11 protein-coding genes, 2 rRNA genes and 1 pseudogene are annotated in these 12,989 nt (G+C 70.5%); 12 read left to right on the forward strand and 2 right to left on the reverse strand.

Annotation, left to right across the window (positions count from 1 at the left end):
• From ACFYO0_RS16005 to ACFYO0_RS16020, 4 genes and pseudogenes are all read left to right on the forward strand, one after another.
• Positions 1-91, forward strand: a 23S ribosomal RNA gene (locus ACFYO0_RS16005); the annotation flags it as partial.
• Positions 92-196: 105 nt separating this feature from the next.
• Positions 197-313, forward strand: a 5S ribosomal RNA gene (gene rrf, locus ACFYO0_RS16010).
• Between the two features lie 123 nt (positions 314-436).
• Positions 437-1,462: pseudogene (locus ACFYO0_RS16015) on the forward strand (hypothetical protein); the annotation flags it as partial.
• 306 nt (positions 1,463-1,768) lie between these two features.
• Complete coding sequence (locus ACFYO0_RS16020) at positions 1,769-2,611, forward strand: tetratricopeptide repeat protein (RefSeq protein ID WP_388676546.1); 843 nt, start codon at positions 1,769-1,771, stop codon at positions 2,609-2,611.
• A gap of 72 nt (positions 2,612-2,683) precedes the next feature.
• Here the strand turns inward: ACFYO0_RS16020 and ACFYO0_RS16025 are convergent, their stop codons facing one another.
• The gene (locus ACFYO0_RS16025; RefSeq protein ID WP_388675506.1) at positions 2,684-3,973 is read right to left on the reverse strand and encodes a DUF1015 domain-containing protein; all 1,290 of its coding nucleotides are present in this window, start codon (positions 3,971-3,973) and stop codon (positions 2,684-2,686) included.
• A 72-nt stretch (positions 3,974-4,045) separates the two neighbouring features.
• Here ACFYO0_RS16025 and ACFYO0_RS16030 point away from each other — a divergent pair, with 72 nt between their 5' ends.
• From ACFYO0_RS16030 to ACFYO0_RS16045, 4 genes are all read left to right on the forward strand, one after another.
• On the forward strand, positions 4,046-5,074 hold the full coding sequence (locus ACFYO0_RS16030; RefSeq protein WP_388675508.1) for an HAD hydrolase-like protein: 1,029 nt from the start codon (positions 4,046-4,048) through the stop codon (positions 5,072-5,074).
• A 171-nt stretch (positions 5,075-5,245) separates the two neighbouring features.
• Entirely contained in the window at positions 5,246-6,289 is a 1,044-nt protein-coding gene (locus tag ACFYO0_RS16035; protein ID WP_388675511.1) for a FecCD family ABC transporter permease, read from the forward strand.
• Positions 6,286-7,359, forward strand: a complete 1,074-nt coding sequence (locus tag ACFYO0_RS16040; protein WP_388675513.1) for a FecCD family ABC transporter permease — start codon at positions 6,286-6,288, stop codon at positions 7,357-7,359. Before ACFYO0_RS16035 ends, ACFYO0_RS16040 begins: the two co-directional genes overlap by 4 nt.
• Complete coding sequence (locus ACFYO0_RS16045) at positions 7,356-8,282, forward strand: ABC transporter ATP-binding protein (RefSeq protein WP_388675516.1); 927 nt, start codon at positions 7,356-7,358, stop codon at positions 8,280-8,282. Before ACFYO0_RS16040 ends, ACFYO0_RS16045 begins: the two co-directional genes overlap by 4 nt.
• A 14-nt stretch (positions 8,283-8,296) precedes the next feature.
• On the opposite strand, the gene ACFYO0_RS16050 is transcribed toward ACFYO0_RS16045, so the two are convergent.
• Positions 8,297-8,644, reverse strand: coding sequence for an SCP2 sterol-binding domain-containing protein (locus tag ACFYO0_RS16050; RefSeq protein ID WP_388675518.1), 348 nt, complete (start codon positions 8,642-8,644; stop codon positions 8,297-8,299).
• 240 nt (positions 8,645-8,884) lie between these two features.
• On the opposite strand from ACFYO0_RS16050, the gene ACFYO0_RS16055 reads away from it, so the two are divergent.
• The 4 genes from ACFYO0_RS16055 (at position 8,885) to recN (ending at position 12,861) form a co-directional block, all read left to right on the forward strand.
• On the forward strand, positions 8,885-9,175 hold the full coding sequence (locus ACFYO0_RS16055) for a hypothetical protein (protein WP_388676549.1): 291 nt from the start codon (positions 8,885-8,887) through the stop codon (positions 9,173-9,175).
• 7 nt (positions 9,176-9,182) lie between these two features.
• The gene (locus ACFYO0_RS16060; protein WP_386344095.1) at positions 9,183-9,998 is read left to right on the forward strand and encodes a TlyA family RNA methyltransferase; all 816 of its coding nucleotides are present in this window, start codon (positions 9,183-9,185) and stop codon (positions 9,996-9,998) included.
• Positions 9,995-10,900, forward strand: coding sequence for an NAD kinase (locus ACFYO0_RS16065; protein WP_033323998.1), 906 nt, complete (start codon positions 9,995-9,997; stop codon positions 10,898-10,900). Before ACFYO0_RS16060 ends, ACFYO0_RS16065 begins: the two co-directional genes overlap by 4 nt.
• A 242-nt stretch (positions 10,901-11,142) precedes the next feature.
• Positions 11,143-12,861, forward strand: a complete 1,719-nt coding sequence (gene recN / locus ACFYO0_RS16070; protein WP_388676552.1) for a DNA repair protein RecN — start codon at positions 11,143-11,145, stop codon at positions 12,859-12,861.
• Positions 12,862-12,989: the final 128 nt, after the last annotated feature.

Here is a 12,989-nt window from a genome sequence, read left to right on the forward strand (position 1 = left end):
CTCCCAGGAGACTACTGGGTTGATAGGCCAGATCTGGAAGGCGGGTAACCGCTGGAGGTGACTGGTACTAATAGGCCGAGGGCTTGTCCCCAGATGCTCGCGTCCACTGTGTTGGTTCTGAGACAACGAACCGTTGTCGGCTTTGAGCGGAACATTTAACTGAAGAGTGTGCTTGTTCGCTCGAAACCATTAGGGTTTCGGTGGCCATAGCGTGAGGGAAACGCCCGGTTACATTTCGAACCCGGAAGCTAAGCCTTACAGCGCCGATGGTACTGCAGGGGGGACCCTGTGGGAGAGTAGGACGCCGCCGAACAATCTTTGGAGGACCTCTGGTCCCAGCGACTTGCTGGGACCAGAGGTCCTTTTTTGTTTTCGGAAGCGCGCAGGGTACTCGACTGCGCGAGAATGACTTGCGGTACCTATGACAGGAGTCACCATGTCCACCAACTCTCCCGACGAGCGACCGGAGCGCGATCAGCGCCGCCGGGACAGTGGTGACCGCGGCGGCTCCCGCGGGGGGCCGCGACGCGACAACGACCGTGGTGGCTACGGTCGGCGCGACGACCGCCGTGATGACAGCCGTGGTGGCGGTGACCGTGGTGATCGTGGTGGGTTCCGTCGGGATGACAGTCGTGGTGGGCCTCGGCGTGAGGGCGACCGGCCGGCGGTCCGCCGTGACAGCAGCGGTGGCGGTGACCGGCCGGCCTTCCGGCGGGACGACCGCCGTGGTGATGACCGTGACCGCGAGCGCGGTGGCTTCCGTCGCGATGACAACCGCGGCGGTGGCGGCTTCCGTGGGCGCGACGACCGGGATCGTGGTGACCGTCCGGCGTTCCGTCGTGACGATCGTTCAGGTGGGCCGCGGCGCGATGACCGTCGTGATGACGGCCGCGGTGCCGGTGACCGTGACCGCGATCGTGGTGGGTTCCGGCGGGATGACAACCGTGGTGGGCCTCGGCGTGACGGCGATCGGCCACCGTACCGTCGTGACGACCGTCGCGATGATGAGCGCGGGGGGTTCCGTCGCGACGATCGTGGTGGCGGTGACCGTGGTGGTTTCCGTCGGGATGAAAGTCGTGGTGGCGGCGACCGTGGTGGTTTCCGGCGCGATGACAGTCGTGGTGGTGGCGACCGTGGTGGTTTCCGGCGCGATGACAGTCGTGGTGGTGGCGACCGCCCGGCGTTCCGGCGTGACAGCAGCGGTGGCGGTGACCGGCCGGCCTTCCGGCGGGATGATCGCCGTGGTGATGACCGTGGCGAGCGCGGTGGTTTCCGTCGGGATGAGAACCGTGGCGGAGGTTTCCGTCGCGATGAGCGGCGGGGCGATGATCGTGATCGTGGCGGGGTCCGGCGGTCGGAGGACCGTCCGGCTTTCCGGCGCGATGACCGGCAGGGCGATGAGCGTGGTGGGCCCCGTCGGGATGAACGTCGAGGCGACGATCGTGGTGGCTTCCGGCGTGACGATCGCCGGGATGATCGTCGGGACGACCGGCGTGATGAGCAGCGGCAGGGTGACCGTGCCGGTTATGGGCGCCGTGACGACCGACGGGACGGTGACCGTGGGGAGCGCGGTGGCTTCCGGCGGGACGACAGCCGGGGTGGCTTCCGTGGGCGGGATGAGCGTGGGCGGGACGAGCGTGGCGGTCGTGGGCCGCGGCGTGAGGACGGCCGTGGGCGGCCCGGCGGTTTCCGGGGGCGGGACGACGACCGGCGTGGTGGCGGGCGCTTCCGTGAGGAGCGGGAGCGGGATCGCGAACCGATCAAACGGCTGCCTATCCCTGAGGACGTCACCGGCGAGGAGATCGACAAGGACGTACGGCAGGAGTTGCAGAGTCTGCCGAAGGGGCTTGCCGAGGATGTCGCCAAGAACCTGGTGATGGTGGCCAGGCTCATCGACGAGGACCCCGAGGGGGCCTACGGCTACTCGAGGGTCGCGCTGCGGCTGGCGTCGCGCGTGGCTGCCGTGCGCGAGGCGGCCGGCTTCGCGGCGTACGCGAATCAGAAGTACAGCGAGGCGCTCGCCGAGTTCCGTGCCGCGCGGCGGATGACCGGGAACGTGGACCTGTGGCCTGTCATGGCGGACTGCGAGCGGGGTCTGGGGCGGCCCGAGAAGGCCATGGAGATGGCCGGGGCGCCCGAGGTGCACAAGCTCGACAAGGCGGGGCAGGTAGAGATGCGGCTCGTGGCGGCCGGGGCACGGCGCGACATGGGGCAGATCGATGCGGCCATCGTGACGCTGCAGAGCCCCGAGCTGGCCTCGAACTCGGTTCAGCCCTGGACGGCACGGCTGCGCTATGCGTACGCCGACGCGCTGCTCGCGGCCGGTCGTGAGGACGAGGCGCGCGAGTGGTTCGCGAAGGCCGTCGAGTCCGACAAGGACGGCAGCACGGACGCCTCGGACCGGCTCGCCGAGATGGACGGCGTCGAGTTCGTGGACGCCCTGGTCGAGGATGTCCTCGACGAGAGCAGCGGCGGTCCCGAGGCCGAGGCCGTGGAAGCCGCAGCTACCTTCGACGCCCCGGCGCCCGAGCCGGTCGTGAACGACGCCGCGGACAAGGACGCTCCCGACGACAAGAGCGACGTGGACGACCTGGACGACCTGGACGACTGACGCCGACACAGGAGGCGTACGCGACGTGCGCGCACATGGGCGGGCCCCGGACGGGGCCCGCCCATTCGCGTATCAGCGCTCCAGTGCGCGCAGTACCAGGCCCGATGCCGGCTTCGGGCCGAACGACGTCGACTTGCGGGGCATCGTGACACCCTGGCTCGCCAGTTCGCGTACGACCTCCTCGCGGACCGGGTGCATCAGGACGGCCGTGGCACCGTCGAGTTCGGCCTTGGCGACCGTGGCGGCAGTGTCGTGGATGTACGCGATGTGCTCCGGGACGTCCGGGATGCGCCAGATGTGGTCGAGGAGCGCGGCGTGCAGAACCGTTGCGTCGAGGGTCCGCCAGGCCTCCGGACGGTCGGCCGGGATCGTACGGGCGAGAAGGTCCGGGGAGGGGCGATCGACCAGGTGGAAGGCGCCATCGCCCGCAAGGAGGAAGGCATTTCCCTCGGCTGCCGCTGCAGAGAGGGTCTCCAGGGCTTCGGAGAGGGGGCCCTGGACGGTGCGTACGCGGAAGGAGTCGCCGAGGGTGGCCAGGGCCTCCGTGACGGGGAGGTGGTGCAGGAGCCGGTGGATCGCGCGGACGCGGAGCGGATAGCGCGCGGTGTCGACCAGGAGCACCAGGCCGAAGTCCCAGGGGCTGGGGGAGGGGTGTTCGGCGCGCAGGCGCAGATACGTGGCCCAGCGGTGGTGGCCGTCCGCGATGAGGGCTTGGTGGCGGGCCAGGTCTTTCTGGATCGCGGTCAGGTCCTCGGGGTCGGTCACCGACCACAGGCGGTGGTGGAAACCGTCCTCCGTGGTCGTGGCCAGGAGCGGCGGATGCTGGGCGGTGCGCTCGATGACGGCGGTGGCGTCGGCGGCGGAGCCGTTGCCGCGGTAGGTCAGGAGGAGGGGTTCGAGGTTCGCGGACGTGGCGCGCATCAGGTCCGCGCGGTCCGCGACGATATGCGGCATGACGTCCTCGTGCGGCAGGACCACACCCTGCGACGGCTCCGACAGGCGCAGGGCGCCTATGAGGCCGCGCTGGAGCATGCCGTCGCCGGCGCGCTGTTCGTAGACGTACAGGCCCGGCTCGGGATCGGCGGTCAGCACGCCCTCGGCTAGCCAGCGTTGCAGGGTGTTCGCCGCCTTCTCGTTGCGGGCATCGGGCGTGGTGGCCTGGGGGAGGATCAGACGGACGATGTTGTGCGGGTCGGACGATTCGAGGTGGTGCAGCCCGTCGGGGCGTACGACCACGTCATACGGCGGGGATGTCACGGCGGACAGGCTGCCGACCCGGTGGGGGTCGTAGCGCAGGCCCCGGAACGGGGTGAGGTCAAGGCCCATGCGGGCCGGTACGTCCGCGGGACCTGCAGTGTTCATTGGTGCATCGTAAGAGTGTCAGTGGCATGCGCCATGATCGGGGCAATGGGATCGAACAAGGAGCGATGCGTAATGAGCCAGACCGTGAGGACGCGGCCCGAGGGGAGTGACCGGCCCCTGAGCGAGGCGTACGACACGGCGCTGCTCGACCTGGATGGTGTGGTGTACGCGGGCGGGGAGGCGATCGCGTACGCCGTCGAGTCGCTGGGAACCGCTCGGGCGGGCGGGATGCATCTCGCGTACGTCACGAACAACGCGTTGCGGACACCCGACACGGTGGCCACGCACCTCACGGAGCTGGGGACACCGGCCGAGGAGTCGGACGTCATCACCTCGGCGCAGGCTGTGGCCCGGCTGATCAGCGAGCAAGTGCCCGCGGGAGCACGGGTGTTGGTGATCGGCGGCGACGGACTGCGGGTCGCGCTGCGCGAGCGTGGGCTCGTTCCGGTCGAGTCGGCCGAGGACGAGCCGGTGGCGGTGGTGCAGGGGTACGGCGGGCCGGAGCTGCCCTGGGGGCGCTTCGCGGAGGCCTGTTACGCCATCGCACGCGGGGTGCCGTGGTTCGCCTCCAACACCGACTTGACGATCCCCAGTGCGCGGGGGATCGCTCCGGGCAATGGGGCGGCCGTGGAGGTCGTACGCATCGCGACGGGCGCCGAGCCGCAGGTGGCCGGAAAGCCGCTGCCGCCCATGCACCGGGAGACGATTCTGCGGACGGGGGCGGTGCGGCCGCTGGTCGTCGGGGACCGGCTGGACACGGATATCGAGGGTGCGTTCAACGGCGAGGTGGACTCCCTGTTGGTGCTGACCGGGGTGACGGACGGTGCGCAGCTCCTTGCCGCCTCGCCGGAGCACCGGCCGACGTACGTGGACGCCGATCTGCGCGGGCTGTTGACCGGGCAGCCCGAGGTCGTCGAGGTGGGCGAGGCGTTCCGCTGTGGCGGTTGGACCGCCAAGGCAGGCGATGAGGGGCTGGAGCTGGAGGGCGAGGGCGACGCGCTCGACGGGCTGCGGGCGCTGTGCGCCGCCGCCTGGACGGCGGCCGGGGACGGGACATGCGGGCTGGACGGGGGCAAAGCACTGGCGCGGCTGGGACTTTGAACGGCTGGGACTTTGAACGGCTGGGACCTTGAGCACTTTGAGTCGCAGGCGGCCCCGGACGCCGGAATTCCACGGCTCCGGGACCGGCCGAGCGCACAGGTCCGCCGGACCAACGGAGTCCCGCAGGCGCACGAATCGGGTCAGATGGAGAGGGTAGGCTAACCTAACTGCGTGTTGGTCGACAGTCCCCCCGAACCGAACGCGGAGACCGCCTCCGCGCCCCCCAAACGACAGGCGATACGGGCTGCAGGGCTCCTCGTGTCCGTGGCCGTGCTGGTGCTCATCGCTCTGGCGAGTATCGCGATCGGCGCGAAAGGCCTGTCGCTGAGCCAGGTCTGGCACGGCCTGTTCGACGACTCGGGCACGTACGGCGACGTCGTGGTGAGCGAGCGGCTGTCGCGTACCGTCCTCGGGTTGCTAGTCGGCGCCGGGCTCGGCCTCGCCGGGGCCGTCCTCCAGGCGCTCACCCGCAACCCGCTGGCTGATCCCGGGCTGCTCGGCATCAACGCGGGCGCGTCCGCGGCGGTCGTCACGGCCATCACCTACTTCGGCGTCACCTCGCTGAGCGGCTATGTATGGTTCGCGTTCGGGGGCGCGGCCATGGTCGGGGTCCTGGTGTACGTCCTCGGCGGCAGCCGGGGCGCGACGCCGGTGCGGCTCGCGCTCGCCGGTACCGCGCTCAGCGCCGCGCTCTACGGCTATCTGCAAGCCGTGATGATCATGGACCAGGCGGCACTCGGCAAGATGCGCTTCTGGACGGTCGGTTCGCTGTCCTCGGCCACCGACAGGACCATCGAGCAGGTGCTGCCGTTCCTCGCGATCGGTACGGTCCTGGCGCTGGCTCTCGCCCGGCCGCTGAACGCCATGGCCATGGGCGACGACACCGCCCGTGCGCTCGGCGCGCATCTGGGCCGTACCCGCGCCCTGTCCATGGCGGCCGCGACCCTGCTGTGCGGGGCCGCGACGGCCGCCTGCGGGCCGATCGTGTTCGTCGGGCTGATGGTCCCGCACGTCGTACGGTCCTTCACCGGGCCCGATCTGCGCTGGATCCTGCCGTACGCCACCGTGCTCTCGCCGGTGCTGCTGCTCGGCGCCGATGTGATCGGCCGGATGGTCGCGCGGCCTGCCGAGCTCCAGGTCGGCATCGTCACCGCGATCCTCGGCGGCCCGGTCTTCATCTTTCTCGTACGACGGCGGAGGACGGCTCAGCTGTGAAGGTCCTGACCAGGCAGGCCGGCTCCGCCCGGCCCTTCCGCGCCCAGCCCGTCCGTACCCGCGGCGGGCTGTCCGTCCGTATCGACGTCCGCTCGCTCACAGTTGTCGTCCTGCTGCTGGTGGCCGCGCTCACCGCGAGCATCGTCCTCATCGGCACGGGCGACTTCCCGATCCCGGCCGGCGACGTGCTCAAGACGCTGTTCGGCAACGGCGACGTGGGGCAGGAGTTCATCGTCAACGAGCTGCGGCTGCCGCGGGTTCTCGTCGGCCTCTTGGTGGGGGCCTCGCTCGGGCTCGGCGGCGCCCTCTTCCAGGCCATCTCCCGCAATCCGCTGGGCAGTCCGGACGTGCTCGGTCTCGCGCAGGGCTCGACGGCCGGCGCGCTCACCATGATCGTGCTGTTCTCGGGGAGTGCGGCCGAGGTCACCCTCGGGGCGCTCTTCGGCGGTCTGGTGACCGGACTCGCCATCCATGTGCTCGCCTGGAAGCGGGGTGTGCACGGCTATCGACTGGTCCTGGTCGGTATCGGTGTCTCCGCGATGGCCGTGGCCGTCAACGGCTATCTGCTCACCAAGGCCGACATCGTGGACGCGGCCCGTGCGGTCGTGTGGATGACGGGCTCGCTCAACGGCCGTGACTGGGAGCAGGTCTGGCCGCTGCTCGGGCTGTGGGCCGTCCTCGTACCCCTCGTCCTCGGCAACGCGCGTGGTCTGTACATGCTGGAGATGGGGGACGACGTCGCGTACGCACTCGGGGTGCGGGTCGAGCGGACGCGGATGCTGCTGATGCTGGCCGCCGTGCTGCTCACCGCGGCCGCCACCGCCGCAGCGGGTCCGGTCGCCTTCGTCGCGCTCACCGCGCCACAGCTCGCCCGGCGCCTCACTCGCTCGCCGGGGCCGAACCTGCTGCCCGCGATGTGTATGGGTGCCACCCTGTTGGTCGTCGCCGACTGGGCCTCGCAACGGGCCTTCGGCGCCGACCAGCTGCCCGTCGGCGTGGTGACCGGAGTGCTCGGCGGTGTCTATCTGCTGTGGCTCCTCGTCACCGAGCGCAAGGCGGGCCGGATATGAACACCGACGGCAAGACGAGTACGGGCGCCGATGGCGGGCCGCACACGAACACCCAAAGGAGCACTGGCACTGTGAACCGCCCGTCCGCGAACGGCCCGTCCACGAACCGCCTGTCCGCCGCGAATGTCACCCTCGCCTACGACCAGCGGGTCATCGCCGAGCAGTTGTCGGTCGAGATACCCGACAACTCCTTCACCGTCATCGTCGGCCCGAACGCCTGCGGCAAGTCCACCCTGCTGCGCGCCTTGTCACGGATGCTGAAGCCGAGCGAGGGCCGCGTGCTGCTCGACGGGCAGGTCATCCAGTCGCTGCCCGCGAAGAAGGTGGCCAGGACGCTCGGGCTGCTGCCGCAGTCGTCGATCGCGCCCGACGGGATCACGGTCGGCGACCTGGTCGGCCGCGGACGATATCCGCACCAGGGGCTGCTGCGGCAGTGGTCGTCCGAGGACGAGCGGGTCGTACGGGAGTCGATGGCCTCGACCGGGGTCGCCGAACTGGCCGACCGCTATGTCGACGAACTCTCCGGCGGCCAGCGTCAGCGTGTCTGGATCGCCATGGCGCTAGCCCAGCAGACCCCGCTGCTGCTGCTCGACGAGCCGACCACCTATCTCGACATCCAGCACCAGATCGACGTACTCGACCTGTGCGCCGAACTCCACGAGGAGCAGGGCCGGACCCTGGTCGCCGTACTGCACGACCTCAACCACGCGGCTCGATACGCAACCCACCTCATCGCCCTGCGCGAGGGCTCCGTCATCGCCCAGGGCACGCCGTCGGACATCGTCACGGCCGAGCTGGTCGAGGAGGTCTTCGGACTGCGCTGCCAGGTCATCGACGATCCGGAGACGGGTACGCCGCTGGTGGTGCCGGCGGCGCGGAAGGCGCGTACGTCCGCTGCCGTCAGCGTCGTGAAGGGTTCCTGAAGGTCCTGAACCGGTCAGAGCAGCTTTCTGAGCCGGAGCAGGTCGCGCAGACCCGCTTCGAGCCTGACCCGACCCGAGCCCCAGGCCTTCGCGAAGTGCAGCTCGCCGTTCACCAGGGCGACCAGATCGTCACCGCTCATCGCGAGTCGGATCTGGGCCTTCTCGGGCGGAGGACCCTGCACCGTGTCGAGCACCTCGATGCGGCCGTCCTTGAGACGCCCTACGAAGGTGATGTCGAGGTCGGTGATACGGCAGCTCAGTGAGCGGTCGAGGGCGGCAGCACTGCGCACGTCGCCTTCCGCGCCCATCATGTTGTCCGAGAGTTTATCGAGCGCGCTGCGGCACTCCTCAATCGTGGCCATCGCGGACGACGGTACCCCAGCGCTTCGCGGTAGCGTCGGGGCATGAACGACTGGGAGCTTCCCGCCGAACCGGAGGCCGGCCCGGCTGCCGGTTCCGAGGCCGAACTCGAGGCCGACCCGGAGACCGGATCCGGGGCCGACCTCGACGCCGGCGCGGAGACCGGACCCGAAGTCGGCGCGGAGAGCGACTCCAGGGCCGTATCTGGAGCCGGACCCGAGGCCGGATTCGACGTCGGACCGGTGGCCGGAACCGGGGCCGGACTCGTAGCCGGCGCGGAGACCGGACCCGTATACGCTCCCGCCGCCCCCGCCCCGCTGAACGTGCCGCGCACGCTCACCGGGAACTCCGAGGTGGACGCTCAGCTGGACCGGCTGGCCGATGCCGACCACCTCGCTGCGGACGGGCACATCGAGGTGTACGAGGATGTGCACCGGGGGCTGCGCGACGCGCTCACCGCGCTCGACGCCCGTCCGGGGCCGGAGGGACCTCCGAGAGCCCCGGGACCGTACAGCATGAACAACAGGAGCTGAACCGAACGTGGCAGGAGTGGCACGACGCCGCCTCGACGCCGAGCTGGTCCGACGGAAGCTCGCCCGTTCGCGGGAGCACGCCGGCCAGCTGATCGCGGCCGGGCGGGTCACCGTCGGCAAGACCGTCGCGACGAAGCCCGCCACCCAGGTGGAGACGGCCGCCGCGATCGTGGTCGCCCGTGATGACAGCGAGCCCGACTATGTGTCGCGCGGCGGCCACAAGCTGGCGGGGGCGCTGAAGGTCTTCGTGCCGCTCGGCCTGCGGATCGAGGGGCGGCGGGCACTGGACGCCGGTGCCTCGACCGGCGGATTCACCGACGTACTGCTGCGCGCGGGAGCCGCTCACGTAGTCGCCGTCGATGTCGGCTACGGGCAGCTGGCATGGTCACTCCAAAGCGATGAACGGGTCACCGTCAAGGACCGTAAGAACGTACGCGAGTTGACGTTGGAGGCGATCGATGGGGAGCCGGTGGATCTTATTGTCGGTGACTTGTCCTTCATCCCGCTCGGACTGGTGCTGCCCGCCCTTGTGCGGTGCGCGGCGCCCGATGCCGATCTGGTGATGATGGTCAAGCCGCAGTTCGAGGTGGGCAAGGAGCGGCTGGGGAGCGGCGGTGTCGTACGCAGCCTCGAACTGCGGGCCGAGGCCGTGCGCGGGGTGGCCCGGCACGCGTGGGGGTTGGGGCTCGGGGTGAAGGGCGTCACCGCCAGCCCGCTGCCCGGGCCCTCTGGGAACGTCGAGTACTTTCTGTGGCTGCGAGCCGGTGCACCCGAACTGGATCCGGCCGACGTAGACCGTGCAGTGGCGGAGGGGCCGCGTTGACCGATACCCGAGTTCGTACTGTTTTCCTGCTGGCTCACACCGGGCGGCCCGCGGCCATCCGCAGTGCCGAACTCGTCGTCCAGGGGCTGCTGCGCTCCGGGCTCGGTGTACGGGTGCTCGAGGCCGAGGCGGCCGATCTGCCGCTGCCGCCGACGGTGGAACTCGTCAAGGAGGCGACTCCCGAGTGCCTCGACGGGTGTGAGCTGCTGATCGTGCTGGGCGGTGACGGGACGCTGCTGCGTGGCGCCGAGTTCGCGCGCGCCTCGGGGGTGCCGATGCTCGGCGTCAACCTGGGGCGTGTCGGCTTCCTCGCGGAGGCCGAGCGTGACGACCTCGACAAGGTTGTCGACCGGGTGGTGACTCGGGCGTACGAGGTCGAGGAGCGGATGACCGTCGACGTCGTCGTGCACAGCAATGGCGATGTCGTGCATACCGACTGGGCGCTGAACGAGGCCGCCGTGCAGAAGGTTTCCGCCGAGCGGCTCCTTGAGGTGGTTCTCGAGATTGACGGGCGGCCCGTCACCGGGTTCGGGTGTGACGGCATAGTCTGCGCGACTCCTACCGGGTCTACCGCCTATGCGTTTTCCGCCGGTGGGCCTGTGGTGTGGCCGGAGGTCGAAGCGCTGCTCATGGTGCCGATCAGTGCGCATGCGCTGTTTGCCAAGCCGTTGGTCACCTCGCCGGATTCCGTGCTTGCCGTGGAGGTTCAGCCGCACACTCCGCATGGGGTGTTGTGGTGCGACGGGCGGCGGACGATTGAGTTGCCGGAGGGGGCGCGGGTGGAGGTTCGGCGGGGGGCTGTGCCGGTACGGCTTGCTCGGTTGCACCATGCGTCGTTCACGGATCGGCTTGTCGCCAAGTTCGCGTTGCCTGTGGCTGGTTGGCGGGGGGCGCCGCACTAGGGGAGTTGGGGCGGGTGGGTTTTCCTTCCCCAGCCCCGCCCCGTCCCGGAACTGGGGGCTGCGCCCCCAGTTCCGGGGGTCGTATGGTCGCTGCGGGTGCGTTGTGGCTGGTCGCGCCCCGCGGCGGAGCCGCAGTGTCACAGCTCCGCGCCCCTCAAAAGACCGCGCCTTCCGGTAACGAAGCTGGGGGGCGTCGCGTACCGGCCTCCTGACCTCGTAAGGTCGTGTCCGTGCTGGAGGAGATGCGGATACGGTCGCTCGGAGTCATCGACGACGCCGTTGTCGAGTTGTCGCCCGGCTTCACCGCTGTTACCGGTGAGACCGGGGCGGGCAAGACGATGGTGGTCACAAGCCTTGGGCTGCTGCTGGGCGGGCGTGCGGATGCGGCTCTCGTGCGGATCGGTGCCAAGAACGCTGTGGTGGAGGGGCGCATCGCCGTTCCCGAGGGCGCCTCGGCGATCGTACGGGCGGAGGAGGCCGGGGCCGAGCTCGACGACGGGGCGCTGCTGATCAGCCGTACCGTGTCTGCCGAGGGGCGCTCTCGGGCGCATCTGGGCGGGCGTTCCGTGCCCGTGGGGGTGCTTGCCGAACTCGCCGATGAGCTTGTGGCCGTGCATGGCCAAAGTGATCAGCAGGGGCTGCTCAAGTTGTCCCGGCAGCGGCAGGCGCTCGACCGGTACGCGGGGGACGCGGTCGCTGTGCCGCTCGCCAAGTACGCGAGCGCCTACCGTCGGCTGCGTGCCATCTCGGCCGAGCTGGACGAGATCACGACGCGCGCGCGGGAACGTGCCCAGGAGGCCGACATGCTGCGCTTCGGACTCGACGAGATCGCGGCGGTGGAGCCGCGGGCCGGCGAGGACGTGGAGCTGGCGGCCGAGGCCGAGCGACTCGGACACGCCGAGGCGCTCGCGTCCGCGGCCACGGCGGCGCACGCGGCGCTGGCGGGCAACCCCGAGGATCCCGAGGGCATCGACGCCACGACGCTCGTCGCGGGCGCGCACCGGGCACTGGAGGCGGTACGTTCCCATGACGCCGCGCTGGCCTCGCTCGCCGACCGGATCGGGGAAATCGGGATTCTGCTGGGCGATGTGGCGGGGGAGTTGGCGGGTTACGCCGACGACCTGGACGCCGATCCGCTGCGGCTCGCGGCGGTCGAGGAGCGGCGGGCCGCGCTCACCGTGTTGACGCGCAAGTACGGCGAGGACGTGAGCGCCGTACTGGCCTGGGCCGAGCAGGGGGCGGCGCGGCTCCTGGAGCTGGAGGGCGACGACGACCGGATCGGTGAGCTGACGGCCGAGCGGGACGCTTTGCGGGCCGAACTGGGAGGGTTGGCGCAGGCGTTGACGGACGCTCGCACGGAGGCCGCCGAGCGGTTCGCCGCCGCCGTGACCGCCGAGCTCGCCTCGCTCGCCATGCCGCACGCGCGCGTGTCCTTCGCGATCCGGCAGACGGAGGACCCCGACGGCGTGGAGGTGGGCGGTCGTACGGTCGCGTACGGGCCTGCCGGTGTCGACGAGGTCGAGCTGCTTCTCGCGCCGCATCCGGGGGCGCCACCGCGGCCGATCGCCAAGGGCGCGTCCGGTGGTGAGCTGTCGCGCGTGATGCTCGCGGTGGAGGTCGTGTTCGCGGGTACGGATCCGGTGCCGACGTATCTCTTCGACGAGGTCGACGCCGGCGTCGGCGGCAAGGCCGCGGTCGAGATCGGGCGCCGGCTCGCCCGCCTCGCCAAGACCGCACAGGTCGTCGTCGTCACCCACCTGCCCCAGGTCGCCGCCTTCGCCGACCGGCAGCTCCTCGTCGAGAAGACCAACGACGGCTCGGTCACCCGCTCCGGAGTGAAGGCCCTGGAGGGCGAGGACCGCGTCCGCGAACTGTCCCGCATGCTGGCCGGCCAGGAGGACTCGGAAACGGCCCGCGCCCACGCGGAGGAGCTGCTGGCGACGGCTCGGGCGGACGGCTAGGGCGACGGGTGGCCGCCGCGCCGCGGTCCCGTCTCCCGCCCGCTCCAAGGGCCCACCGCCCCACCAGTGGTCCGGAACGCCCGTATGTCCTGGCATCCTTAGGTGTAGGCGAACGCGCCATACACCCC

It is taken from the genome of Streptomyces sp. NPDC006365, assembly GCF_042870755.1.
Taxonomy (GTDB): Bacteria; Actinomycetota; Actinomycetes; order Streptomycetales; family Streptomycetaceae; genus Streptomyces; species Streptomyces xiangluensis.

What these genes read in the sequence shown, in the direction of transcription:
- ACFYO0_RS16025 (WP_388675506.1), bottom strand. Translation starts at nt 3,973, where the DNA reads ATGAACACTGCAGGTCCCGCGGACGTACCGGCCCGCATGGGCCTTGAC.
- ACFYO0_RS16030 (WP_388675508.1), top strand. Translation starts at nt 4,046, where the DNA reads ATGAGCCAGACCGTGAGGACGCGGCCCGAGGGGAGTGACCGGCCCCTG.
- recN (WP_388676552.1), top strand. Translation starts at nt 11,143, where the DNA reads ATGCGGATACGGTCGCTCGGAGTCATCGACGACGCCGTTGTCGAGTTG.
- ACFYO0_RS16045 (WP_388675516.1), top strand. Translation starts at nt 7,356, where the DNA reads ATGAACACCGACGGCAAGACGAGTACGGGCGCCGATGGCGGGCCGCAC.
- ACFYO0_RS16050 (WP_388675518.1), bottom strand. Translation starts at nt 8,644, where the DNA reads ATGGCCACGATTGAGGAGTGCCGCAGCGCGCTCGATAAACTCTCGGAC.